Genomic DNA, 21,812 nt, shown 5'->3' with positions numbered 1-21,812 from the left:
CTCTTCCCTCCCTGCAGACTCACCTGCCCCAAATACCACAGATGTCCGACACGGTCGGTTATGTTCTAGCGAACGCACCCGACCTGCACCTTCTCGAAGAAGAGGAACGCCATGCGCGATCACCGCAACCAGTTCGGTCGGCACCGCCTCGGCATTGCGGGCGGGGTGCATTGCATCGAGATCCCCGAGGTGGCCTCCGCGCTCGCCGAACATCGCCGGACCTGGCTCACGGCACTCATCGGCCAGGGCAGGCACAGCTTCGCAACGATGCGCAAGCGCGCCGAGGTGCAGTCGTCGTCCGGTTACTGGATTCCCGCCACCGCGAACTGAGCGCCCGCCTCACCCGACACCATTGTGGCCCAACCTCCGAAGAGGTTGGGCCACAGCCATGTTCGGACGTCGTGCAACGACGAGACCCCGCCCCTGCAATGCAGGAGCGGGGTCTTCGGCTTTGCCTGACGAGTCAGGCGGACTTACTAGGCGTTGCCCGACAGCTTCTCGCGCAGTGCGGCGAGCTGTGCGTCGCTGGCGAGCGATCCGCCGGCAGACTCGGACGACGAGGCGCTGGAGGACGCAGCGGCGTCGGCGTCGCCGGCACCCGACTCGGAGGAGTAGCCGGCAGCAGCGGTGGCAGCCTCGGCGGCCTCGTCTGCAGCGGTCTTCTCCATCTGAGCGGTGTGCATCTTGTGACGACGCTCAGCCTCGGCGTAGCGGTTCTCCCACTCTTCACGCTGCTTGTCGAAGCCCTCGAGCCATTCGTTGGTCTCGGGATCGAAGCCCTCGGGGAAGATGTAGTTGCCCTGCTCGTCGTAGCTGTCCGCCATGCCGTACTTGGACGGATCGAACTCGGCGTTGTAGTCCTCGTTGGCCTGCTTCAGCGACAGCGAGATGCGACGACGCTCGAGGTCGATGTCGATGACCTTGACGAGTGCATCGTCGTTGACGCCGACAACCTGGTCCGGGACCTCCACGTGGCGCTCGGCCAGCTCGGAGATGTGGACGAGGCCTTCGATTCCCTCTTCGACGCGCACGAAGGCACCGAACGGAACCAGCTTCGTGACCTTGCCGGGCACGATCTGGCCGATGGCGTGCGTACGGGCGAACTGACGCCACGGGTCTTCCTGGGTGGCCTTGAGCGACAGGGAGACGCGCTCGCGGTCCAGGTCGACGTCGAGAACCTCGACGGTGACCTCGGTGCCGACCTCGACAACCTCGGACGGGTGGTCGATGTGCTTCCAGGACAGCTCGGAAACGTGCACCAGGCCGTCGACGCCGCCCAGGTCCACGAAGGCACCGAAGTTGACGATGGAGGACACGACGCCCTTGCGGACCTGGCCCTTCTGCAGCTGGTGCAGGAACTCGCTGCGAACCTCGGACTGCGTCTGCTCGAGCCATGCGCGGCGCGAGAGGACGACGTTGTTGCGGTTCTTGTCGAGCTCGATGATCTTGGCCTCGATCTCCTTGCCGACGTACGGCTGGAGATCGCGGACACGGCGCATCTCGACGAGCGAAGCGGGGAGGAAGCCACGCAGGCCGATGTCGAGGATCAGGCCGCCCTTGACGACCTCGATGACGGTGCCCTTGACGGCCTCGTCCTTCTCCTTGAGCTCCTCGATGGTGCCCCAGGCACGCTCGTACTGAGCGCGCTTCTTCGACAGGATCAGTCGGCCTTCCTTGTCCTCCTTGGTGAGGACGAGAGCTTCGACCTCATCGCCCACGGAGACGACCTCGTTGGGGTCGACGTCGTGCTTGATGGAGAGCTCACGGGAAGGGATGACGCCTTCGGTCTTGTAACCGATGTCGAGCAGGACCTCGTCACGATCGACCTTGACGATGGTGCCTTCGACGATGTCGCCATCGTTGAAGTACTTGATCGTTGCGTCGATGGCGGCGAGGAAGTCCTCGGCGGAGCCGATGTCGTTGACGGCTACCTGCGGCGAGGTCACGGTGGTGGAGGGCATGTGTTGAGTTGCTCCGGACGGGTTGTGGTCGGTTGATGGTGTTCTGTCGGACAAGCAACCTGAACCGACGGAACATTCCCGCCGAATCAGATCACCGCAAGCGCAGTGAACGACACCCGACTGGAACCGAACAAACTCGAACTGAACCGAATCCGATGCCGCACACATAGACACTCGCGTGCAATAGGCTACGCGCCCGTGGGCAAGCTGGGCAAACCCGGGCACGTTCCCACGCTCTACTCTGTTGCCCATGCCCGATCCTCGCCCCTCCGATTCTCCTCTCTCTCCCGAAGACGACCGTCACGGCACCGCCAACAGCGTGCTCGGAACGTCCGGGGTGAGCAGGGTTCGTGTCGATTCCGAGTCCAGCGAACGCGCGAGCCGCGCCTGGTGGGACGCCGATGCGGACGACTACCACCGCACCCACGGCGAGTTCCTCGGCGTGGACTCGTCCGGGGGCGAGTTCGTCTGGTGTCCGGAGGGACTCCACGAGGGCGATTACCACCTGCTCGGTGACGTGGCGGGCAAGGACGTCCTCGAGGTGGGCTGCGGTTCCGCGCCCTGTGCGCGATGGCTCGCCGGCCGGGGCGCCCGGGCGGTCGGGCTCGATCTGTCCATGTCGATGCTGACCCGCGGGGTCGAGGCCATGCGGGCGGGCGGCGCGACTGTGCCGCTCGTTCATGCGGGAGCCGAGCACCTCCCCTTCGCCGACGCGAGTTTCGACATCGCATGTTCGGCTTTTGGCGCAGTTCCGTTCGTGGCGGACTCACAGCAGGTGATGAGTGAGGTGGCCCGAGTTCTCCGCCCGGGCGGGCTGTGGGTGTTCGCCGTCAACCATCCGATCCGCTGGATCTTCCCGGACGATCCGGGCCCGCGCGGGCTCACCGCGTCGCTCCCCTACTTCGACCGCACGCCCTACGTGGAAGTCGACGGCGACGGCGTCCCCACCTACGTCGAGCACCACCGGACCATCGGCGACCGGGTTCGCGAGATCGTGGCGGCAGGCCTGGAGGTACGCGACATCATCGAGCCGGAGTGGCCCGAGTGGCTCGACCGCGAATGGGGGCAGTGGAGCCCACTGCGTGGACAGATCTTCCCCGGCACCGCCATCTTCAGCTGCCGCAAACCCGTGAGTACTTGTTAACCGCGGGCGGTTGACAAGTACTCACGGGGCCGGAGGCCATTACAGCAGCTTCGACAAGAACAACTTGGTGCGGTCGTGCTGCGGATTGGCGAGCAGCTCGCGAGGGTTGCCCGATTCGACGACGACGCCGGCGTCCATGAACACGAGCTGGTCGGCCACCTCGCGTGCGAAGCCCATCTCGTGCGTGACGACGACCATCGTCATGCCGCCTGCCGCGAGATCCTTCATCACGGTCAGCACCTCCCCGACCAGCTCCGGGTCGAGCGCGGACGTCGGCTCGTCGAACAGCATCAGCTTGGGGTCCATCGCCAGCGCGCGGGCGATGGCGACGCGCTGCTGCTGCCCACCCGACAGTTGCGCCGGGTACGCGTCCGCCTTCTCGCTCAGGCCCACCTGCTCGAGGAGATCCCGTCCCCGCTCGAGCGCCTTCTTCTTGTTGAGCCTCTTCACCTGGATGGGCGCCTCGATGATGTTCTCGAGTGCCGTGCGGTGCGGGAACAGGTTGAAGTGCTGGAAGACCATCCCGATGTCGCGGCGCTGCTTCGCGGCAGCCCTGGGATGGAGTTCGTAGAGCTTGCCGCCCCGCTCGGAGTACCCGACGATCTCGCCGTCGACGTACAGCCGCCCGGCATTGACCTGCTCGAGGTGGTTGATGCACCGCAGGAACGTCGACTTCCCCGAGCCCGAGGGCCCGACCAGGCACAGGACCTGGCCGGCGTCGATCTCCAGCGACACACCCTTGAGTACCTTCAGCGCCCCGAAGTTCTTGCAGACCCGGTCCGCCTTGACCATCGGCGTCATCGTCGTTCCCCTCCGGGTGTGTCGGGCAAGGTCTCCGGCCCGGGCTCGATCACGAGCGGCTTGCCCTGCGCGTCGGCGAGCGCCTGCAGTTGCCGCGGGGTGAGCTTGCGGGACGCACCCTTCGAGTAATACCGCTCCAGGTAGAACTGGCCGATCATGAGCAGGCTGGTGATGGCGAGGTACCAGGTGGCGGCCACCATCAGCAGCGGGATGGGCTGGAAGTTCGCGCCCGAGATGTCTCTGGCACGTCCGTACAACTCCAGGCTGTACGGCACCGCGGTGACCAGCGACGTCGTCTTCAGCATGCTGATCAGCTCGTTGCCCGTGGGCGGGATGATCACCCGCATGGCCTGCGGCAGGACCGTGCGGCGCATAGTCTGCGACCACGTCATGCCGAGTGCCACCGACGCCTCGGTCTGCCCTTCGGCGACCGAGTTCACGCCGGCCCGGACGATCTCGGCCATGTACGCGGCCTCGTTGAGTCCCAGCCCGATCACCGCGAACAGGAACGCCGCGTTAATTCCCTGCAGGTCGATGTGCACGAACTGGTGGACGAACGGGATTCCCAGATCCAGCTGCTTGTAGATCGACGGGAACAGCCCCCAGAACACCAACTGCACGTAGACCGGGGTCCCGCGGAAGATCCACAGGTACCCCCACGACGCCGCCTTCAGCACCGGGTTCGGCGACAACCGCATGACGGCGAGGACGACACCCAGGATGATGGCGATCGCCATCGACAGGATCGTCAGCTGGATGGTGTTCCACGCCGCGGCCGAGATCCGTGCGTCGAACAGATAGCGGGCGTAGATGTCCCACCGGTACGCCTCGTTGGTGCGCGCACCGTTGACGAACAGCGCCAGCAGCAGACCGACGACGATCGCGGCGATCCAGCGGCCGGGCCGCCGCAGCGGGATCGCCTTGATCGGTTCCGGTTCCTGCCCCGTCTCGGTGCCGGACCGGTCCGGAGCCTTCTCCACGTCAGACACTCGTCAACCGCTCAGCTCGTGGCGCCGTTGATCTGGGACGTGGTGATGACGCCCGCCTCGACACCCCAGTTCTCGGCGATCGTCCGGTAGGTGCCGTCGTCGATGAGGTGCTGCAGCGCCTGCTGGAGGGTCTGCGCGAGCGGCGAACCCTTCGCGACGGGCCAGCCGTACGGTGCGGCGTCGAAGACCTCGCCCGCGGCCTCGATCTTGCCGTCGCTCTGCTTGATCGCGTACGCGGTGACGGGCGAGTCGGCGGACATCGCGTCGACCTTGCCGAGGGCGACGGCGTTGGCCGCGTCGTCCTGGCTGTCGAACTTCACGATCTCGATGGGCGGCTTACCGGCCGCGACGCACGCCGCGCTCTTGGCGGGCACCTCCTCGAGATCCTCGATGGTGGTGGTCTGCACGCCGACCCGCAGGCCGCACGCGTTGGTGGGGTCGACGGACTTCCCGGCGGGCTGCGCCCACTGCACTCCGGCGCTGAAGTAGGTGGTGAAGTCGACCGACTGCTCGCGTTCCTTGGTGTCGGTGAACGACGACATACCCATGTCGTAGCTGCCGGCCTGGATCGACGGGATGATCTTGTCGAAGTCCGCCTCGGTGTACTCCGGTGTCACGCCGAGCACCTTGCCCACGGCGTCCACGAGGTCGACGTCGAAGCCGACGATCTTGCCGCTCGGATCCTTGAACTCGTTGGGCGAGTAGGGAATATTGACACCGACGATGATCTTGCCGGACGAGGCGATCTTCTCGGGCAGTGTCGCCGCGATGGCATCCACCTTGTCGACTTCCACGGCGACGGTCTCTTCTCCGGAGGGCGTACCACCGCCCTCGGTGTTGCTGGCGCAGCCGGCGAGCAGCAGAGCACTGCCACCCGCCAGTGCACAGATGGTGCGGGCCACTCGGCCTCGCGCGAAGACGGATCGACCAGACACTGGCATGTCCTCCAAGGAAATCGTGGTACACCGAGCGAGCTACGGCGACGGAGAACTCGCGAACTCCGAATAGTCGAACGGTAGGTTACGGCACCCGCATCTGCGGGCGTCGTTACCGAACATTAACGGCCTGTCCCGGCCCGTGGCGGCGGTTTCAGCGACGGAGTGTCCGGGCGAGGACCGTCTCGGTGAATTCACTGGTCGATGCGAGTCCACCCAGGTCAGCCGTGGCGACTCCGGATGCGATCGTCGCACGGACCGCGTCGCGGATCCGGTGGGCCGCGCCGCCGAGATGCCGGTCCGCGCGGCGGTCCCCGAGCCACTCGAGCATCATCGCGGCCGACAGCATCAGCGCCGTGGGATTGGCCCGGTTGTGGCCCGCGATGTCGGGGGCGGCTCCGTGCGCCGCCTGCGCCATCACCTTGGTCTCGGAACTGTTGATCGACGGGGCCGTGCCGAGCGAGCCGGACAACTCACCCGTCAGGTCCGACAGGATGTCGCCGAACATGTTCTCCGTCACCACGACGTCGAAGTCGCGTCCCCTGCGGACGAGGTGCGCGGTCATGGCGTCGACGTGCTCGTCGTCGATCCGCACGTCCGGGTAGTCGCGCTCCCCCACCTCCCTGCAGACGTCGCGGAACAATCCGGTCGTCATCGACAGCACGTTGGCCTTGTGCACGATCGTGACGTGGCGGCCGCGCGTGCGCGCCAGCGCGAATGCGGTGTGCGCGATGCGCTCACACGCCTTCCTCGTCACGACGCCGACCGCCAGTGCCACGTCGGGAGTCGGCATGAACTCGCCGCTGCCTGCGAACATGTTCCGATCCGCGTACAACCCTTCGGTGTTCTCCCGGACGATCACCAGGTCCATGTCCGGGACCGTCGAGGCGACGCCCTCGAGCGAGCGGGCGGGGCGGATGTTCGCGAAGAGGTCGAACCTCTTGCGCACCACCCCGCCGGGGGTCAACCGGCCGCGGAACGGTTCCGGGTAGGCGGCGCTGTCGTGCGGGCCCAGGATCCACGCGTCGAGTTCGTCCAGCGCGGAGAGCGTGGAGTCGGGGATCGGCGTTCCGTGCGACTCGATGGCGCCCAGGCCGAGGGGCAGATCCACCCAGTCGACGTCGCCTCCCGCCGCGGTCACCGCGGCCGAGACCACCCGCTGGGTGGCCGGGACGATCTCGTGACCGATGCCGTCGCCGAGGAGCACCCCGATCCGGGTATCGGAAATGTTTGCCGTAGCACCGCTCATGAGGCCATCATTGCCTACCATGGTCCAGTCGGTGGAACTGCTGTTCGACGAAGCGACCGACGTTGCCGTGCGCGCGGAGTGGCAACGCCTGTGGGATGCCGGGATGCCCAGCCGCACTCGCGTTCGCGCCGAATCGAATCGGCCCCACATCACCCTGTTCGTGGCACGCCACATCCCACCCGAGATCGACGAATTGCTGGGCCGCCGGATCGCGACGCCCTCGTTCCACATCCGGCTGGGCGGGCTCGTGATGTTCGGCGGCAGGCATGTCACGCTGTCCCGGTTGGTGGTGCCGTCGAAGGCGCTGCTGTCCCTGCACCGCAGCGTGTTCGATCTCGCGGCGCACGCCACGGAGTTCACGCCGCACATCCGCCCGGGCGAGTGGACGCCGCACGTGACTCTCGCGCGGCGACTCCCGGCCGATCAGATCGCGGAGGCCGCGCGACTGCTCGACGGCGGCGACATCATCGGCCGGGCGTCGGTGGTGCGCCGGTGGGACGGGGACGCCAAACGCGAGTGGGTGGTCACGGCACCGCCGTGATCACGATGCGTCCGCGGCGACCGTCTCGGCGGCCTTGCGCGAAGACCGTTGGGTGACGACGATTCCCGCGATCACCGCGAGCGCCCCGACGGGCTGGTTCCAGGAGATGTGCTCGTCGAGTGCGACCGCGCCGAGCACGACGCCGACCACCGGTGTCAGGTAGGTGACGGTGGAGGCCGCGGTGGGCCCCCAGCCGCGGACCACGTTCGTGTTCCACACGAACGCCAGCCCGGTGCCGAACGCCCCGAGCCCGATCATGGACGCGACGATCGCGGGGGTCAGGTGCATCGACGTGCTCGCGACCCACGGGGCGGCGAGGAGCATGGCGGCTGCCGCGATCGACACCTGCATGAACGCGATGGTGGGCGTGCCGACGCCTCGCGGAAGGACGAACCGCCTCAGGTAGACGAGTGCCACGCCGTACGACGCGGTGGCACCGAGGCACGCGAGCTGGGCGGGAACGCTGCCGATGATCCCCGCCTGCCACGGCGCCAGCACCACCACCACCCCCGTGAATCCGAGCAGGAGGCCGAACAGCTTTGCGTCCGTGAGCTTCTCCCCCGGCAGGAACGCCAGGGCCACCGACATCGTCATGAGTGGTGTGGTCGCGTTGTAGATGCTGGCCAGGCCCGAACTGATGCTCTGCTCGGCCCAGCTGAACAGCAACCACGGCACCACGCACTGGGCGACCGCCAGTACCGACAGGTGCGCCCACGTCGCCGCTTCGCGCGGCAACCGTGTTCGGGTGAGTCCGAGGACGGCACCGAGGGTCACCGCCCCGAACACGAGTCGCCACAGCACGACCTGCGTGAAGGACAGGCCCTCGAGACCGACCTTGATGAAGAGGAAACTCGCGCCCCAGGCGAGCGCCGTGCCCGCGTACTGGAGCGCCAGGTTCCCTCTCAAAACCGGAAGTCCCCGTGCTGGATGACTTCGTTGTGCGTGTCGGGCGTGCGGCCGGCGAGCGCCAGCGCGTCGAGCGCCAGGAACACGAGGAGTACCACGACCAGGATTGTCATGTCTTCAGCCTGGTTCCATCGGCCCCTCAGAAAAAGTGGCAGAAACGACATTGTTGACCGTATTTCTGCCATACTGGGGCGGTGCTGAAAAAGGTCGTCGTACCGCTCATGCCGCTCACCGAAGCGTTCGAGCTCGGAGTCGCCTGCGAGGTGTTCGGTTTCGACCGATCCGACGACGGACTCCCCACCTACGACTTCTCGCTCGTCGCCGGCTCACCGGAACCGATCCGCACCCGCTTCGGTTACGGCATCGACGTCCCGTACGACCTCGACCGGCTCGACGACGCCGACCTCATCGTCGTTCCCGCGGGCGGAACCTACGCCGAGGCGGACGGCACCTTCGTCTGCGCGAAGCAGCCCGACCCGTGCATGGATCCCCTGCTCGACAAACTCCGGGCCGCGGTGGACCGGGGCGCCAAGGTCGCCAGCCTCTGCAGCGGCGCCTTCGTGCTCGGTGCGGCCGGACTGCTGGACGGACGCACATGCACCACCCACTGGCGGCACGCCCAGCGGCTCGCCGACCTCCATCCGGCGGCCACCGTCGACCCGAACGTCCTGTACGTCGACGACGATCCCGTCCTGACCAGCGCGGGCACCGCCGCGGGTATCGACCTGTGCCTGCACATCGTGCGGAAGGAACAGGGCAGCCGGGTGGCCAACGGCATCGCGCGGCGGATGGTGGTCCCGCCGCACCGGGACGGCGGCCAGGCGCAGTACGTGGCGATGCCGCTGCCGTCGACGACGATCGACACGCTCGGGCCGCTGCTCGACTGGATGACCGAGCACCTCGCCCTCGACCTGTCGGTGACCGCGGTGGCGGCCAAGGCGAACATGTCGCCCCGCACGTTCGCGCGGCGGTTCCAGGCCGAGACCGGGACCACACCGGCCCGATGGCTCAGCGACCAGCGGGTGCTGGCCGCGCAGCACCTGCTCGAGAACTCGGACCTCTCGGTGGACGTGATCGCCGAACGGGTCGGCTTCGGCGGCGGCGCCGTCCTTCGGCAGCATTTCCTGCGGCTGCGTCACACCACCCCGCAGGCGTACCGCCGCACGTTCCGGGACACGGAGCGCACCGGCTGAGCAAGCCGCAGGGAAGAATCGGCGGCGACGCGGCGTTGCACACGCACAGCAGTAACCGAACGAAAGGACCCTCGTGGCCACCAAGACTCTGACTCAGCAGAACTTCGACGAGACCGTGACCGGCAACGACGTCGTTCTGGTCGACTTCTGGGCATCGTGGTGCGGACCGTGCCGCTCCTTCGCCCCCACCTTCGAGGCCTCGTCGGAGCAGCACCCCGACGTCGTACACGCCAAGGTCGACACCGAAGCGGAACAGGGCATCGCCGCCGCCGCGAACATCCGGTCGATCCCGACCATCATGGCGTTCCGCGAGGGTGTGCTGGTGTTCAGCCAGCCGGGTGCGCTGCCGCCCGCGGCGCTCGAGGATCTGGTCACGCAGGTCAAGGCCCTCGACATGGACGAGGTGCGCAAACAGATCGCCGAGCAGGCGCCGGCCGAATAGGGCGGAGGACCGCCGCCGCCTAGTGTGCGGCGGCGTCCCAACTGCGGCCGGTGCCGACGGACACGTCCAGCGGCACCGACAGCTCGATGGCCGAGGACATCTTGTCGCGGACCAGCTGTTCGACCTGTTCCCGTTCCGAATCGACGACCTCGAGCACGAGTTCGTCGTGGACCTGGAGCAGCATCCGCGACTTCAGACCCGCCTCGCGCAGTGAGCGCTGCACGTTGATCATCGCGACCTTGATGATGTCGGCGGCCGTGCCCTGGATGGGGGCGTTGAGCGCGGCGCGCTCGGCAACCTCGCGACGCTGACGGTTGTCGCTGGTGAGGTCGGGAAGGTAGCGGCGGCGCCCGTACAGCGTCGACGTGTAGCCGTCCTTGCGGGCCTGTTCCACGACCTCGTGCAGGTAGTCGCGTACCCCGCCGAACCGGGCGAAGTACGCCTCCATCTGCGATTTGGCCTCCTCGGTCGAGATCTTGAGCTGCGCAGCCAGACCGAACGCGCTCAGCCCGTACGCCAGCCCGTAGGACATCGCCTTCACGCGGCGGCGCAGCTCCGGCGTGACCTCCTCGATCGGCACGCCGAACGCGCGCGCCCCGACGAAGCTGTGCAGGTCTTCTCCGGTGTTGAACGCCTCGATCAGCCCCTCGTCGCCGGACACGTGGGCCATGATCCGCATCTCGATCTGGCTGTAGTCGGCCGTGAGCAGGGAGTCGTAGCCCTCGCCGACGACGAAACCGTCCCGGATCTGCCGGCCCGCATCCGTGCGCACCGGGATGTTCTGCAGGTTGGGCTCGGTGGACGACAGCCGGCCGGTGGCCGCGACGGTCTGGTTGAACGTCGTGTGAATGCGGCCGTTCTCGGCGACCGTCTTCAGCAGGCCGTCGACCGTCACCTTCAGCCGCGTCGCGTCGCGGTGCGCGAGCAGGTGCTCGAGGAACGGGTGCGACGTCTTCTCGAACAGGTTCTGCAACGCCTCGGCGTCCGTGGTGTACCCGGTCTTCGTCTTCTTCGTCTTGGGCATCTCCAGCTCGTCGAACAGCACGACCTGCAACTGCTTGGGTGACCCGAGGTTGATCTGCTTGCCGATGACCCCGTAGGCCGCCTCCGCCGCCTCGGACACCTCGGCCGCGAACCGGCTCTGCAGGTCGTGCAGGTGGGTGCCGTCGACGGCGATACCGGACGCCTCGATGACGGCCAGCACCTCCAGCAGCGGCAGCTCCATCTCCGACAGCAGAGCCGTCGATTCGATGTTGTCGAGTTCGGTGTCGAGCGCGGCCGCGAGGTCGAGGACGGCGCGGGCGCTGAGAATTTCGGTCTCGGCGGCTTCCGCGTCGACCTGGTCGGCGTCGTCGAGCAGCGACAGCTGCTCCTGGCCGGTCTCCTCCACCCGCAGCTCCCTGCGCAGGTACCGCAACGACAGGTCGTCGAGGTTGAAGGTCCGCTGGCCGGGGCGCACCAGGTAGGCCGCCAGCGCGGTGTCGCTGGTGAGACCACCGAGCACCCAGCCGCGTCCGCGCAGAGCGTGCATCGCCCACTTGGCCTCGTGCAGGGCCTTCGGCTGATCCGCGTCCGCGAGCCAGTCGCCGAGCGCCTTCTCGTCCTCCGGGGTGGCGGAAGCGGTGGCGATATAGGCGCCCTCGCCGTCGGCGGTCGCGAGGGCGATCGCCGTCACGTCACCGCCGTACGGGGTGCGGGTGCCGACCACCGAAACACCGGATCGCTCGCCCGTCGACGCGTGCGCCGCCAGCCAGTCCGCGACCGCTCCGGGATCGAGCGCGCCCCCGCGCACCTCGAAGCCCTCCTCTGCCTCCGCTTCGACCGGGGCCAATGTGGCGAACAGCCGGTCGCGCAGCACCTTGAACTCGAGGTCGTCGAACAGCGCGTGGATCTTCTCCCGATCCCACTGCGCGAGCATCAGCTGGTCCGGGGTGTACGGCAGCGGGACGTCGCGCACCATCTCGGTCAGTTCCCGGTTGAGCAGGACGTTCGGCAGGTTCTCCCGCAACGCGTCACCGACCTTGCCGCGGACCTTGTCGACGTTGTCGACCAGGCCGACGAGATCGCCGTACTCCTTGATCCACTTGGTGGCGGTCTTCTCCCCCACCCCCGGGATGCCCGGCAGGTTGTCGCTCGGGTCGCCGCGCAGCGCCGCGAAGTCGGGGTACTGCGCAGGTGTGAGCCCGTACTTCTCCTCGACGGCCGCCGGCGTGAACCGGGTGAGGTCCGAGACGCCCTTCTTCGGGTAGAGCACCGTCACCCCGTCGGTGACCAGTTGGAGCGAGTCCCGGTCGCCGGTCACCACGAGGACGCGGTAGCCGAGCGCCTCGGCCTGGGTGGTGAGCGTAGCGATGATGTCGTCGGCCTCGAAGCCTTCCTCGGCCATCACCGGGATACCGAGCGCTCCGAGGACGTCCTTGGTGATCTCGACCTGCCCCTTGAACTCGTCCGGAGCCTTGCTGCGATTGGCCTTGTACTCGGGGAACTTCTCCGCCCGGAACGTCTGCCTGGACACGTCGAACGCCGCCGCCACGTGGCTGGGCTGTTCGTCGCGCAGCAGGTTGATCAACATCGACGTGAACCCGTAGACGGCGTTGGTGACCTGACCGCTGTGTGTCTTGAAGTTCTCGGCGGGCAGGGCGTAGAACGCACGAAAGGCCAGCGAGTGGCCATCGAGCAGCATCAGGGTGGGGCGATCGTCGGACGACGCTGCTGCGCCGGACGTCGGGGACGTGGTGGACCGGGGGGTGGTTGCAGGGCTCACGGTTGCCCAGTCTAGGGAGCGGATCCGACACCGATCAGCCGGATGGTTCGATACCCAACCGAAACGTGCCGGAAATCCGAGAACCCCATTTCGCGCGACCGGAGCCGTTAGAGTCCGGAAATTGCGGCACGGGCGGTAGTCGGGTCCGTCGCCGCATGTTCCTGACCGATCTACACGTCCCCGGAGGACCTGCGTGGCCCCAACCGTGAGGAAGCGACTCCCAGCAGTGAGTACGCGACCGAAATCCGCGAGGAAACGCACGAGGCGAGGGTCGGTCACCCGGCAACTCGGCCGTGCGTTCGTCCTCGTCCTGCTCGGCCTCGTCGCGGCGATCGCTCTCGGCGGTCCCGCGGCGGCGCAGGAACCCACCCCGCCGCCCCCACCGCCCGCGACGAGCGCACAACCGGCGCCCCCGGAGAACGCGGTGCGGGTCAGCGGCAATCTGAACAACGCAGGCGAACGGCTCGCGGACGTCGAGGTACGCGCACTCGATTCGTCGGGCAACGAGGTGGCGAAGGCGACGTCGGAGGCGAACGGCCGCTGGGAACTACAGGTCGCGCCCGGCACGTACACGTTCGAGATCGTGGCGGACTCGCTTCCCGACGACGTCAGCGTGCAGGCCACGGTGCAGCGGGAAGTGGTGGCCGGTCGCACCAACACGGTGATCTTCTCGTTCGGCGAGGCCCGCACCGGTTCCGCGGTCCCGTTCTACGAGAAGCTGATTCGCCAGACCATCGACGGACTCCGGTTCGGTCTCGTCATCGCCATCGCCGGTGTCGGGCTGAGCCTGATCTACGGCACCACCGGCCTGACGAACTTCGCGCACGGCGAACTCGTCACCCTCGGCGCGGTCGCGGCGTGGGTGATCAACGTGACGTTCGGCGTGCAGCTGATCCCGGCCACGATCCTCGCGGTCTTCGTGGGAATCCTGATCGGACTGCTGAACAACGCCGGGATCTGGAAACCGCTGCGAAAACGCAAGACCGGCCTGATCGCGCAGCTGGTGGTGTCGATCGGGCTCGCGATCTCCCTGCGCTACCTGATCCTGATCTTCTTCTCCGATCGCGCGGAGCCGTTCGTCGACTACCAGGCCCAGGTGGAGAGGCACTGGGGTCCGATCGCGATCACCGACGCCAACCTCGTGAGCATCGCCATCAGTCTCGTCGTTCTCGTCGGAGTGGCCCTGCTGCTGCAGAAGACGCGCATCGGCAAGGCCATGCGCGCGGTGTCCGACAACCGCGACCTGGCCGCGTCGTCCGGCATCGACGTCGAACGGGTGATCCGCTTCGTGTGGGGTCTCGGCGGCGGTCTCGCCGCGCTCGGCGGCGTCCTGTTCGGCATCTCCGAACTCGGCGGCCGTGTGCAGTGGGAGATGGGCTTCAAGCTCCTGCTGCTGATGTTCGCCGGCATCACGCTCGGCGGACTCGGCACCGCGTACGGCGCCCTGCTCGGCTGCGTGATCGTCGGTCTGCTCGTCCAGCTGTCGACGCTGGTGATCAACCCCGACCTCAAGTACATCGGAGGACTGCTCATCTTGATCGTCATCCTGGTCGTCCGGCCTCAGGGCATTCTCGGCAGCCGGCAAAGGATCGGGTGAGGCATGGACATCACAGGAGCACTCCAGGTCTCGCTCGCCCAGCTGATCGGCCCGTCCGCGATCTTCTACGCGCTGCTGGCGATCGGCCTCAACCTGCACTTCGGCTACGCCGGACTGCTGAACTTCGGTCAGATCGGCTTCGCACTCCTCGGCGGCTACGGCGTCGGGATCATGACCGTCACCTACCAGCAGCCGCTGTGGGTCGGCATCCTCGTCGGTCTGGCCGCGGCCGGACTGCTGGCCGTCGTCCTCGGTATCCCGACGCTGCGGTTACGGGCCGACTACCTCGCCATCGTCACGATCGCCGCGTCGGAGATCCTGCGGCTGATATTCCGCTCCACCGCTTCGGATTCCATCACCGGATCCACCAACGGCCTGTTCGGCTTCGCCGACCCGTTCACCACGCTCAGCCCGTTCGACTCGGGCAAGCAGTACAACATCCTCGGCGTGAAGTTCTACGGCGACGACCTCTGGTCGATGGTCGTCGGATGGACTCTCGTCCTGGTGCTGTGCGGGTTCGTGTACCTCCTGACGCACAGTCCGTGGGGCCGCGTCCTCAAGGCCGTCCGGGAGGACGAGGACGCAGCACGCGCACTCGGCAAGAACGTCTTCGTCTACAAGATGCAGGCGCTGGTCCTCGGCGGCATGATCGGCGGGCTCGGCGGCGTGTTCAACGCGTTGCAGACCAAGTCGATCAACCCCGACTTCTACTCCACCGCGCAGACGTTCTTCGCGTTCGGCGCCCTCATCCTCGGCGGCGCGGCCACAGTCTTCGGACCGGTGGTCGGCGCGATGCTGTTCTGGTTCCTGCTGGCCATCCCCGACGCCTTGTTGCGGCAGGCCATCTCCGGGCCGGAGCCGCTGCTGCCGCTGACCGAACAGCAGGTCGGGGCCATGCGGTTCGTCCTGCTCGGCATCATGATCGCGGTGCTGATGGTCTTCCGGCCGCAGGGCATACTGGGCAACAAGCGGGAGGTGCAGCTCAATGCCTGACCACAGACTGCCGGATCATCTGCAGACCGACACCGTGCTCACCGCCGAGGAACGGGCCTCGATCTTCACGGGCGTCCCGCACTCCCCCGGCGCACCGAAACCCGACCCGATCATGGTGGTCGACAACGTGTCCCGGACGTTCGGCGGGCTCAAGGCCGTCGACGTGGCGCATCTGGAGATCCAGCGCGGCTGCATCACCGGACTGATCGGTCCGAACGGTGCAGGCAAGACCACCCTGTTCAACCTGCTCACCGGTTTCGACCGGCCGGACAGCGGCACATGGTCGATGGATGGCCAGTCCCTCGGCCGGATGTATCCGCACCAGGTGGCCCGCCGCGGCGTCGTCCGCACGTTCCAGCTCACCAAGGCGCTGTCGAAGCTGACGGTGCTCGACAACGTGCGGCTCGGCGCCACCGGGCAACGCGGCGAGCGGATCTTCAACACGCTTCTGCCGTGGACGTGGAAGGCGCAGGAACGGGCCGTCACCGAACGAGCCAACGAACTGCTCGCGCGGTTCAAACTCGACACCAAGTCCGACGATCTCGCCGGCTCGCTGTCCGGCGGACAGCGCAAGCTGCTCGAGATGGCCCGGGCGCTGATGACCGAGCCGACCGTGGTGATGCTCGACGAGCCGATGGCCGGTGTGAACCCGGCGCTCACCCAGAGCCTGCTCGGGCACATCAAATCGCTGCGGGACGAGGGCATGACCGTCGTGTTCGTCGAACACGACATGGACGTCATCCGCGACATCAGTGACTGGGTGGTGGTGATGGCGCAGGGCAGTGTGATCGCCGAATCCACACCGGAACACCTCTCGTCCAACAACGCGGTGGTCGATGCCTATCTGGGCAGCCACCACGATCAGGCACTCGAGTTCGACGACGAGGGGAATCCGGTGGGCGCGACGGCCGTTCTGGCCGAGGCACTCGAGAACGCCGAGGCCGAAACCCTCGAGACCGGCGGCGACCTCTCCGAACCCGACATCACCGAGCTGAGGCGTGAGAACCCATGACCGAACTGACCCCAGCGGAATTCGCGGCCACACCCGAGGAGCATGCCCGGCTCGCCGAGGGTGCCCTCGTCCGCGCGGACGGCGTCGTGGCCGGCTACATCCCCGGCGTCAACATCCTCCGCGAATGCAATTTCTTCCTGCGCGAGGGTGAGATCGTCGGCATCATCGGCCCCAACGGGGCCGGGAAGTCCACGCTCCTGAAGTCGCTGTTCGGGCTGATACCGGTGCGTGAGGGATCGGTGACCCTGCGCGGTGAGGACATCACGTCCAAACCCGCCCACGTTCTCGTGCAGAAGGGTGTCGGCTACGTCCCGCAGACGCAGAACGTCTTTCCGTCGCTCACCATCGAGGAGAACCTCGAGATGGGGATGTATCTGCGGCCCAAGCTCTTCGCGGAGAGGTTCGCGTTCGTCGGCGATCTCTTCCCGCTGCTCGTCGAGCGGAAGAAGGTGAAGGCGGGCGCCCTGTCCGGCGGTGAACGGCAGATGGTCGCCATGGGACGGGCACTGATGATGGATCCGTCCGTGCTGCTGCTCGACGAGCCGTCCGCCGGACTGTCCCCGATGTTCCAGGACGAGGTGTTCATCCGCTGCAAGCGGATCAACGCGGCGGGCGTCTCGGTGATCATGGTCGAGCAGAACGCTCGCCGGTGCCTGCAGATCTGCGATCGCGGCTACGTCCTGGACCAGGGCCGCAACGCCTACACCGACTCCGGACCCAACCTGATGCACGACCCGAAGGTGATCGAGCTGTACCTCGGGACCCTCGCGGGAAGTCAGGAGAAGAAATAGTTCGGCGGTTCCGGACACGACTGTGGGCCAGGTTTCCCTGGCCCACAGTCCGTTTCAGGTGAGTGCGATCACCCGCCGACGACGATGTACCCGTCCGTCGTCAGCTTGTTGTCGGCACCGAACTTCAGCTTGCCGTACGAACCGATCGACGGCTCGCCCGCAGCGGCGAAGTCGAGCTTGCCGGTGATGCCGTTGTAGTCGACGTCCGTGCCGGCCTGCACGAGCGGCAGGCACTCCTGGTACGACGTGCACGGTGTTCCGCCCTCGGTGACGGCGTTGATGTTCGCGGCGATGTCGCGACCGGCCGTCGACTTCGCGGCTTCCGCGGCGAGCGCGGAAACGACTACGGCGTCGTAGGACTCACCGGCGTAGTTGAAGTCGATCAGCCCCGGGTTGATGCCCTTGAGACGATCCTGGAAGGCCGGACCGACGTCCGTGAGGGGCGTGGTGCCCTGCATGCCGTCGAGCAGCGGTGCGGCCACCGACTCGCCGAGCGCGTTACCCATGTTGCCGTCGACGCCGTATACCTTCATGCCGTCGGACGGGCCGATGCCGACCTCGTGCATACGGGTGATGATCTTCGCCGACTCCTCGAATCCGACCACCGCGACGGCGTCGGGGGCGAAGTCCTTGACCTGGTCGACCTCGGAGTTGAAGGACTGCGCGTTGGGGTCGTAGATGATCTTCTGGATCTGGTCCTCGGGGATGCCCGCGTCGACGAGGTTCTTCTGGATGTTGTCGGCGAGCCCGGTTCCGTACGGGTCGTTGAGGGCCAGGATGGACACGCGCTGGCCGCCGTCGTCCGAGATGAGCTGTGACACAGCCTGAGCCTGCAGCACGTCGGTGGGGGCGGTGCGGAAGTACTGGCCCTTGTCCGGGTAGCAGACGAACTGGTCCGACGTGTTGGCCGGGGAGAACATCACGACGCCTGCGCTGGACACCTTGTCGATGACCTTCAGCGACACCGAGGACGATGCCGCGCCGATGATCACCTGGGTGCCCGCGGCCAGTTCCCGGTCCACGGTGGTGTTCGCCGTGTCCGTGGTGGTGTCGCCCGAGTCGCCGGGGATCAGTTGCACAGGCTGGCCGAGAACTCCACCGGCCGCGTTGACGTCGTTGACACCGAGCTGGGTGCCCGCCACCATCGGCGGTCCGAGGAAGGAGAGGCTTCCCGTGTCGGGGAGCAGGGTTCCGATCTTCAGCGGCGCAGTGGACGGGGCACCCGCTGCCGCCGCCTCTTCGGGCGTGCAGTCGGTGGAAACCGTGGTGGCCGAGGCAGAGCTGTCACTCCCACTCGCGGAGTCGTCGCCACTGTCCGAACTACAACCTGCCAGTGCGAGTGATGCCGCGCCGAGAACCGCGGCCGCCCGCACGAGGGTCCGTTTAGCCATCCAAACTCTCCTTAGATCACCTGAGTGCGGGCGCCACCCGAGTTGGCGTCCGCTGTCGGATCAGACGCTAGCCGTCCGGCGGCATTCGCGATCCGTCCAGAAAGGCTCGTGACCTTACTGTGATCTGAATACGACGAGTGTTTACGCGGTCGTAGCGTGGCGAGCCTCAGGTGCCGACGAGAAGGCGCACGGAGTCGACGACCACCTGCCGTCGCCGGGCCCGGTCCGCGGGGGCCGAGGCGCCGAGTTCCGGTGTCTGCGTATGCCACGACATCGCCACGGACCTGACGACGGCGAGCAGTTCCACGGGCTCGAATCGGGTTGGCAGCACGCCACTTCTCTGCGCTCGCTCGATGTCGGCGAGCTTGGACCGGTTGGACGCGACCACCACCTGGAGCGGGTCACCGTCGGGCCGCTCGAGCTGGTACCAGGTGGCGAGCCGGAGCGTCGCCGGGTTGTCCTCGTACAGGTCGAACGAGCGCCCCGCGTAGCCCGGGAGGTCGGTGGCGTCGAACCGCACCTGCTCGGTGAAGGCCACCACGTGGGCGGCGAATACCGCGTCGAACAACTGCCCCTTGTCGCCGAAGTACGCGTAGATCATCGACTTGTTCGCCTTCGCGGCCAGGGCGATGCGGTCGACCCGCGCGCCGGCGATGCCGAATTCGGCGAACTCGGCTGCCGCCGCGTCGAGTAGTCGTTTCTTCGTTGCCTCTGCATCGCGCACCATGCGACCAGGTTATCAACCAAATAGTTGGTTGACAGCACCTCCTCGCCGGTGTTTCATGGAATCCATTCAGCAACCAACCAGTCAGTTGCAAGAGTGTGGGATGGAGTACAGCATGTCGAAGACCTGGCTCGTCACCGGAACCTCACGTGGTTTCGGCAGGGAACTCGCGACCGCGATCCTGGGCAGCGGCGACAACCTCGTCGCCACCGCCCGCCGGCCCGAACAGCTGACCGACCTGGTCGACACGTACGGCGACCGCGTTCGGGCGGTCGCCCTGGACGTCACGGACGCCGAGGCCGCCCGTACCGCGGTCGCCACTGCCGTCGACGAGTTCGGGGGCCTCGACGTGGTGGTGAACAACGCCGGCTACGCCAACAGCGTCCCGATCGAGGAAATGGACGACGAGGACTTCCGGCAGCAGATCGAAGCCAACTTCTTCGGCGTCGTCAACGTCACCCGGGCGGCACTGCCGATTCTGCGCGAGCAGCGCAGCGGCTGCTTCGTGCAGTTCTCCTCCGTCGGGGGTCGCGTCGGTGGCACGCCGGGGCTGAGCGCCTATCAGGCAGCGAAGTTCGCCGTCGAGGGTTTCTCCGAAGTCCTGGCGGCCGAGGTGAAACCGTTCGGCGTGAAGGTGCTCATCGTCGAACCGGGCGCGTTCCGCACCGACTGGCAGGGTTCGTCGATGCGACGCAGCTCGGTCGGCCCCGACTACGAGGCGACGGTCGGCGCGATGAACCGCTACCGGCGAGACACCGACGGCACCCAGCCCGGAGACCCCGCCCGGGCCGCTCGGATCATCCTGGATGTGGTTGCCGCCGAGGACGCCCCGTTGCGTCTGCTACTCGGGGCCGGCGCCGTCGACATGACCGAGAAGTCTTCCCGCGAACGCGCCGCCGAGGCCCACCGGTGGGCCGACGTCAGCCGATCCGCGGACTTCCCCGCCGGCACCTGACGCTTCGAAAGCGCATCGGCTGTCGCCGATCTCGCGGGTCAGCTGGTGGGGGCTTCCCCACCGAGGGTCTCGAGCACCACCTGCGCGACCGCCTTCATCGTCGACCGGCGGTCCATCGCCGCCCGCTGGATCCACTTGAACGCTTCGGGCTCGGTCAGGGACTGCTTCTCCATCAGGACGCCCTTGGCCCGCTCGACGATCTTGCGGGTCTCCAGACGCTCGGACAGATCGGAGATCTCCCGCTCGAGCGCGGTCACCTCCTTGAACCGGCTGGCCGCCAACTCGACCGCAGGAACCAGGTCGGCTGTGGAGAACGGCTTGACGAGATACGCCATCGCCCCGGCGTCGCGGGCGCGCTCCACCAGCTCGCGCTGACTGAACGCTGTGAGAATGACCACGGGCGCAATACGTTTCGCCGCGATCTCGGAGGCCGCATCGATGCCGTCGCGACGGGGCATCTTCACATCCATGATCACGAGGTCGGGTTTGAGCTCCACCGCCAGGTCGACGGCGGCCTGCCCGTCGCCCGCCTCACCGACCACGTCGTAGCCTTCTTCCCGCAGCATCTCGACCAGATCGAGCCTGATCAGCGCCTCGTCCTCGGCCACCACGACCCGTCGCGGCTGCGACGGCACACCTTGCTGCTGGGGAGCGTTCATGGCCACCATTCTCCTCTGCTCGGACGACCCCGGCGCGGGGAGCGAACGTTAGAAGGGTACCGGTGGTTGACTCCCGACGGCGATCTTCTACAGTGGTACAGCGCAACACGCCCTCGTATCCCAATTGGCAGAGGAAACGGATTCAAAACCCGTCCAGTGTGAGTTCGAGTCTCACCGAGGGCACTGCCAGGATTTCTCCGCGAATCGCAGGTCAGATACTTTCTCTGACCTGCGATTCGCGTCTCGTTCCCCGTCAGGGTGTGTGCGTCACCACTGTCCGCCCGCGACCTGCCGGGTGGCGGCGTTGAGACGGTTCCACAGGTTCACGGTGGCGATCGACAGGACCAGCGACGCGAGGGCCTGCTCGTCGTAGTGCCGGGCGGCCTCGTTCCACACGTCGTCGGGGACCGGGTCCGAACGATCGCTCAACCGGGTCATCGACTCGGCCAGCGCCAGGGCCGCGCGTTCGGCGTCGCTGAAGTACGGAGCCTCCCGCCACGCCGCCACCGCGAAGATCCGCTCGTTGGTCTCCCCTTCCTTCTCCAACTCACGCGAATGCATGTCCACGCACACGCTGCAGCCGTTGATCTGGCTAGACCGCAGATGGACGAGTGCGTGGGTCACCGGCGGCACGTCCGCCTTCGTCGCTGCCTTTCCCAGAGCCAGCAGAGACTTCATGGCGTCGGGAACGATCATCGCGGGGTTGGTCATCCGGGCTTTCATGATTGCCTGCCTCCAAAGGTATTCGGGTGATCTGAAGTCACA

21 protein-coding genes and 1 tRNA gene are annotated in these 21,812 nt (G+C 67.0%); 11 read left to right on the top strand and 11 right to left on the bottom strand.

What is annotated here, in order from left to right; all coding sequences use genetic code 11:
- The first annotated feature begins 111 nt into the window (after positions 1 to 111).
- Positions 112 to 330, top strand: coding sequence for a hypothetical protein (locus DTA22_RS20465; RefSeq protein WP_005260399.1), 219 nt, complete (start codon positions 112 to 114; stop codon positions 328 to 330).
- A 146-nt stretch (positions 331 to 476) separates the two neighbouring features.
- Here DTA22_RS20465 and rpsA read toward each other — a convergent pair whose 3' ends face one another.
- Positions 477 to 1,961, bottom strand: a complete 1,485-nt coding sequence (gene rpsA / locus DTA22_RS20460; RefSeq protein ID WP_037237394.1) for a 30S ribosomal protein S1 — start codon at positions 1,959 to 1,961, stop codon at positions 477 to 479.
- A 250-nt stretch (positions 1,962 to 2,211) separates the two neighbouring features.
- Between rpsA and DTA22_RS20455 the strand changes: the two genes are divergently transcribed.
- Positions 2,212 to 3,105, top strand: coding sequence for a class I SAM-dependent methyltransferase (locus DTA22_RS20455; protein ID WP_112300719.1), 894 nt, complete (start codon positions 2,212 to 2,214; stop codon positions 3,103 to 3,105).
- A 39-nt stretch (positions 3,106 to 3,144) separates the two neighbouring features.
- Here DTA22_RS20455 and DTA22_RS20450 read toward each other — a convergent pair whose 3' ends face one another.
- From DTA22_RS20450 to DTA22_RS20435, 4 genes are all read right to left on the bottom strand, one after another.
- Positions 3,145 to 3,906: an amino acid ABC transporter ATP-binding protein gene (locus DTA22_RS20450; protein ID WP_037237400.1), complete on the bottom strand. Its 762-nt coding sequence runs from the start codon at positions 3,904 to 3,906 to the stop codon at positions 3,145 to 3,147.
- Positions 3,903 to 4,886: an amino acid ABC transporter permease gene (locus DTA22_RS20445; RefSeq protein WP_037237404.1), complete on the bottom strand. Its 984-nt coding sequence runs from the start codon at positions 4,884 to 4,886 to the stop codon at positions 3,903 to 3,905. The genes DTA22_RS20450 and DTA22_RS20445 overlap by 4 nt, the downstream gene beginning before the upstream one ends.
- Positions 4,887 to 4,906: 20 nt before the next feature.
- On the bottom strand, positions 4,907 to 5,836 hold the full coding sequence (locus DTA22_RS20440; RefSeq protein ID WP_052033462.1) for an ABC transporter substrate-binding protein: 930 nt from the start codon (positions 5,834 to 5,836) through the stop codon (positions 4,907 to 4,909).
- 148 nt (positions 5,837 to 5,984) lie between these two features.
- Positions 5,985 to 7,079, bottom strand: coding sequence for an isocitrate/isopropylmalate dehydrogenase family protein (locus DTA22_RS20435; protein ID WP_037237410.1), 1,095 nt, complete (start codon positions 7,077 to 7,079; stop codon positions 5,985 to 5,987).
- Between the two features lie 19 nt (positions 7,080 to 7,098).
- Between DTA22_RS20435 and DTA22_RS20430 the strand changes: the two genes are divergently transcribed.
- The gene (locus tag DTA22_RS20430; protein WP_037237412.1) at positions 7,099 to 7,620 is read left to right on the top strand and encodes a 2'-5' RNA ligase family protein; all 522 of its coding nucleotides are present in this window, start codon (positions 7,099 to 7,101) and stop codon (positions 7,618 to 7,620) included.
- On the opposite strand, the gene DTA22_RS20425 is transcribed toward DTA22_RS20430, so the two are convergent.
- A complete protein-coding gene (locus tag DTA22_RS20425) occupies positions 7,621 to 8,526 on the bottom strand; it encodes a DMT family transporter (protein ID WP_112300718.1) in 906 nt (301 codons plus the stop codon).
- A gap of 194 nt (positions 8,527 to 8,720) precedes the next feature.
- Between DTA22_RS20425 and DTA22_RS20420 the strand changes: the two genes are divergently transcribed.
- Entirely contained in the window at positions 8,721 to 9,719 is a 999-nt protein-coding gene (locus DTA22_RS20420) for a helix-turn-helix domain-containing protein (RefSeq protein WP_112300717.1), read from the top strand.
- A gap of 73 nt (positions 9,720 to 9,792) precedes the next feature.
- The gene (gene trxA, locus DTA22_RS20415) at positions 9,793 to 10,161 is read left to right on the top strand and encodes a thioredoxin (protein ID WP_005247443.1); all 369 of its coding nucleotides are present in this window, start codon (positions 9,793 to 9,795) and stop codon (positions 10,159 to 10,161) included.
- A gap of 19 nt (positions 10,162 to 10,180) precedes the next feature.
- On the opposite strand, the gene polA is transcribed toward trxA, so the two are convergent.
- A complete protein-coding gene (gene polA, locus DTA22_RS20410) occupies positions 10,181 to 12,925 on the bottom strand; it encodes a DNA polymerase I (protein WP_112300716.1) in 2,745 nt (914 codons plus the stop codon).
- Positions 12,926 to 13,151: 226 nt separating this feature from the next.
- On the opposite strand from polA, the gene DTA22_RS20405 reads away from it, so the two are divergent.
- From DTA22_RS20405 to DTA22_RS20390, 4 genes are read left to right on the top strand one after another with little or no spacing between them, the layout of a single operon-like run.
- The gene (locus DTA22_RS20405; protein WP_112300715.1) at positions 13,152 to 14,522 is read left to right on the top strand and encodes a branched-chain amino acid ABC transporter permease; all 1,371 of its coding nucleotides are present in this window, start codon (positions 13,152 to 13,154) and stop codon (positions 14,520 to 14,522) included.
- Between the two features lie 3 nt (positions 14,523 to 14,525).
- On the top strand, positions 14,526 to 15,515 hold the full coding sequence (locus DTA22_RS20400) for a branched-chain amino acid ABC transporter permease (RefSeq protein ID WP_037237420.1): 990 nt from the start codon (positions 14,526 to 14,528) through the stop codon (positions 15,513 to 15,515).
- Entirely contained in the window at positions 15,508 to 16,527 is a 1,020-nt protein-coding gene (locus tag DTA22_RS20395) for an ABC transporter ATP-binding protein (protein ID WP_037237424.1), read from the top strand. Before DTA22_RS20400 ends, DTA22_RS20395 begins: the two co-directional genes overlap by 8 nt.
- On the top strand, positions 16,524 to 17,318 hold the full coding sequence (locus DTA22_RS20390) for an ABC transporter ATP-binding protein (protein ID WP_037237427.1): 795 nt from the start codon (positions 16,524 to 16,526) through the stop codon (positions 17,316 to 17,318). Before DTA22_RS20395 ends, DTA22_RS20390 begins: the two co-directional genes overlap by 4 nt.
- Positions 17,319 to 17,386: 68 nt before the next feature.
- On the opposite strand, the gene DTA22_RS20385 is transcribed toward DTA22_RS20390, so the two are convergent.
- Together DTA22_RS20385 and DTA22_RS20380 are read right to left on the bottom strand one after the other, a co-directional pair.
- Positions 17,387 to 18,709, bottom strand: coding sequence for an ABC transporter substrate-binding protein (locus DTA22_RS20385; RefSeq protein ID WP_037237430.1), 1,323 nt, complete (start codon positions 18,707 to 18,709; stop codon positions 17,387 to 17,389).
- Positions 18,710 to 18,875: 166 nt separating this feature from the next.
- Positions 18,876 to 19,436: a TetR family transcriptional regulator gene (locus tag DTA22_RS20380; protein WP_037237433.1), complete on the bottom strand. Its 561-nt coding sequence runs from the start codon at positions 19,434 to 19,436 to the stop codon at positions 18,876 to 18,878.
- Between the two features lie 112 nt (positions 19,437 to 19,548).
- On the opposite strand from DTA22_RS20380, the gene DTA22_RS20375 reads away from it, so the two are divergent.
- Complete coding sequence (locus DTA22_RS20375; protein ID WP_037237436.1) at positions 19,549 to 20,388, top strand: oxidoreductase; 840 nt, start codon at positions 19,549 to 19,551, stop codon at positions 20,386 to 20,388.
- A gap of 38 nt (positions 20,389 to 20,426) precedes the next feature.
- Here the strand turns inward: DTA22_RS20375 and DTA22_RS20370 are convergent, their stop codons facing one another.
- Positions 20,427 to 21,056, bottom strand: a complete 630-nt coding sequence (locus tag DTA22_RS20370; RefSeq protein WP_005260374.1) for an ANTAR domain-containing response regulator — start codon at positions 21,054 to 21,056, stop codon at positions 20,427 to 20,429.
- A gap of 100 nt (positions 21,057 to 21,156) precedes the next feature.
- Between DTA22_RS20370 and DTA22_RS20365 the strand changes: the two genes are divergently transcribed.
- Positions 21,157 to 21,230: transfer RNA gene (locus DTA22_RS20365), tRNA-Leu, on the top strand.
- Positions 21,231 to 21,314: 84 nt separating this feature from the next.
- Here DTA22_RS20365 and DTA22_RS20360 read toward each other — a convergent pair.
- The gene (locus tag DTA22_RS20360) at positions 21,315 to 21,770 is read right to left on the bottom strand and encodes a carboxymuconolactone decarboxylase family protein (protein WP_037237439.1); all 456 of its coding nucleotides are present in this window, start codon (positions 21,768 to 21,770) and stop codon (positions 21,315 to 21,317) included.
- Between the last annotated feature and the right edge of the window lie 42 nt (positions 21,771 to 21,812).

Origin of the sequence: Rhodococcus wratislaviensis (assembly GCF_900455735.1) — a bacterium.
In the GTDB taxonomy this organism is placed as follows: Bacteria; Actinomycetota; Actinomycetes; order Mycobacteriales; family Mycobacteriaceae; genus Rhodococcus_F; species Rhodococcus_F wratislaviensis.
This window is presented reverse-complemented; position numbering and strand designations above follow the sequence as displayed.

Coding starts and splice junctions, on each gene's coding strand:
- DTA22_RS20465 (WP_005260399.1), top strand. CDS start 112: ATGCGCGATCACCGCAACCAGTTCGGTCGGCACCGCCTCGGCATTGCG.
- rpsA (WP_037237394.1), bottom strand. CDS start 1,961: ATGCCCTCCACCACCGTGACCTCGCCGCAGGTAGCCGTCAACGACATC.
- DTA22_RS20455 (WP_112300719.1), top strand. CDS start 2,212: ATGCCCGATCCTCGCCCCTCCGATTCTCCTCTCTCTCCCGAAGACGAC.
- DTA22_RS20450 (WP_037237400.1), bottom strand. CDS start 3,906: ATGACGCCGATGGTCAAGGCGGACCGGGTCTGCAAGAACTTCGGGGCG.
- DTA22_RS20440 (WP_052033462.1), bottom strand. CDS start 5,836: ATGCCAGTGTCTGGTCGATCCGTCTTCGCGCGAGGCCGAGTGGCCCGC.
- DTA22_RS20435 (WP_037237410.1), bottom strand. CDS start 7,079: ATGAGCGGTGCTACGGCAAACATTTCCGATACCCGGATCGGGGTGCTC.
- DTA22_RS20430 (WP_037237412.1), top strand. CDS start 7,099: ATGGTCCAGTCGGTGGAACTGCTGTTCGACGAAGCGACCGACGTTGCC.
- DTA22_RS20400 (WP_037237420.1), top strand. CDS start 14,526: ATGGACATCACAGGAGCACTCCAGGTCTCGCTCGCCCAGCTGATCGGC.
- DTA22_RS20395 (WP_037237424.1), top strand. CDS start 15,508: ATGCCTGACCACAGACTGCCGGATCATCTGCAGACCGACACCGTGCTC.
- DTA22_RS20390 (WP_037237427.1), top strand. CDS start 16,524: ATGACCGAACTGACCCCAGCGGAATTCGCGGCCACACCCGAGGAGCAT.
- DTA22_RS20385 (WP_037237430.1), bottom strand. CDS start 18,709: ATGGCTAAACGGACCCTCGTGCGGGCGGCCGCGGTTCTCGGCGCGGCA.
- DTA22_RS20380 (WP_037237433.1), bottom strand. CDS start 19,436: ATGGTGCGCGATGCAGAGGCAACGAAGAAACGACTACTCGACGCGGCG.
- DTA22_RS20375 (WP_037237436.1), top strand. CDS start 19,549: ATGTCGAAGACCTGGCTCGTCACCGGAACCTCACGTGGTTTCGGCAGG.
- DTA22_RS20370 (WP_005260374.1), bottom strand. CDS start 21,056: ATGGTGGCCATGAACGCTCCCCAGCAGCAAGGTGTGCCGTCGCAGCCG.
- DTA22_RS20360 (WP_037237439.1), bottom strand. CDS start 21,770: ATGAAAGCCCGGATGACCAACCCCGCGATGATCGTTCCCGACGCCATG.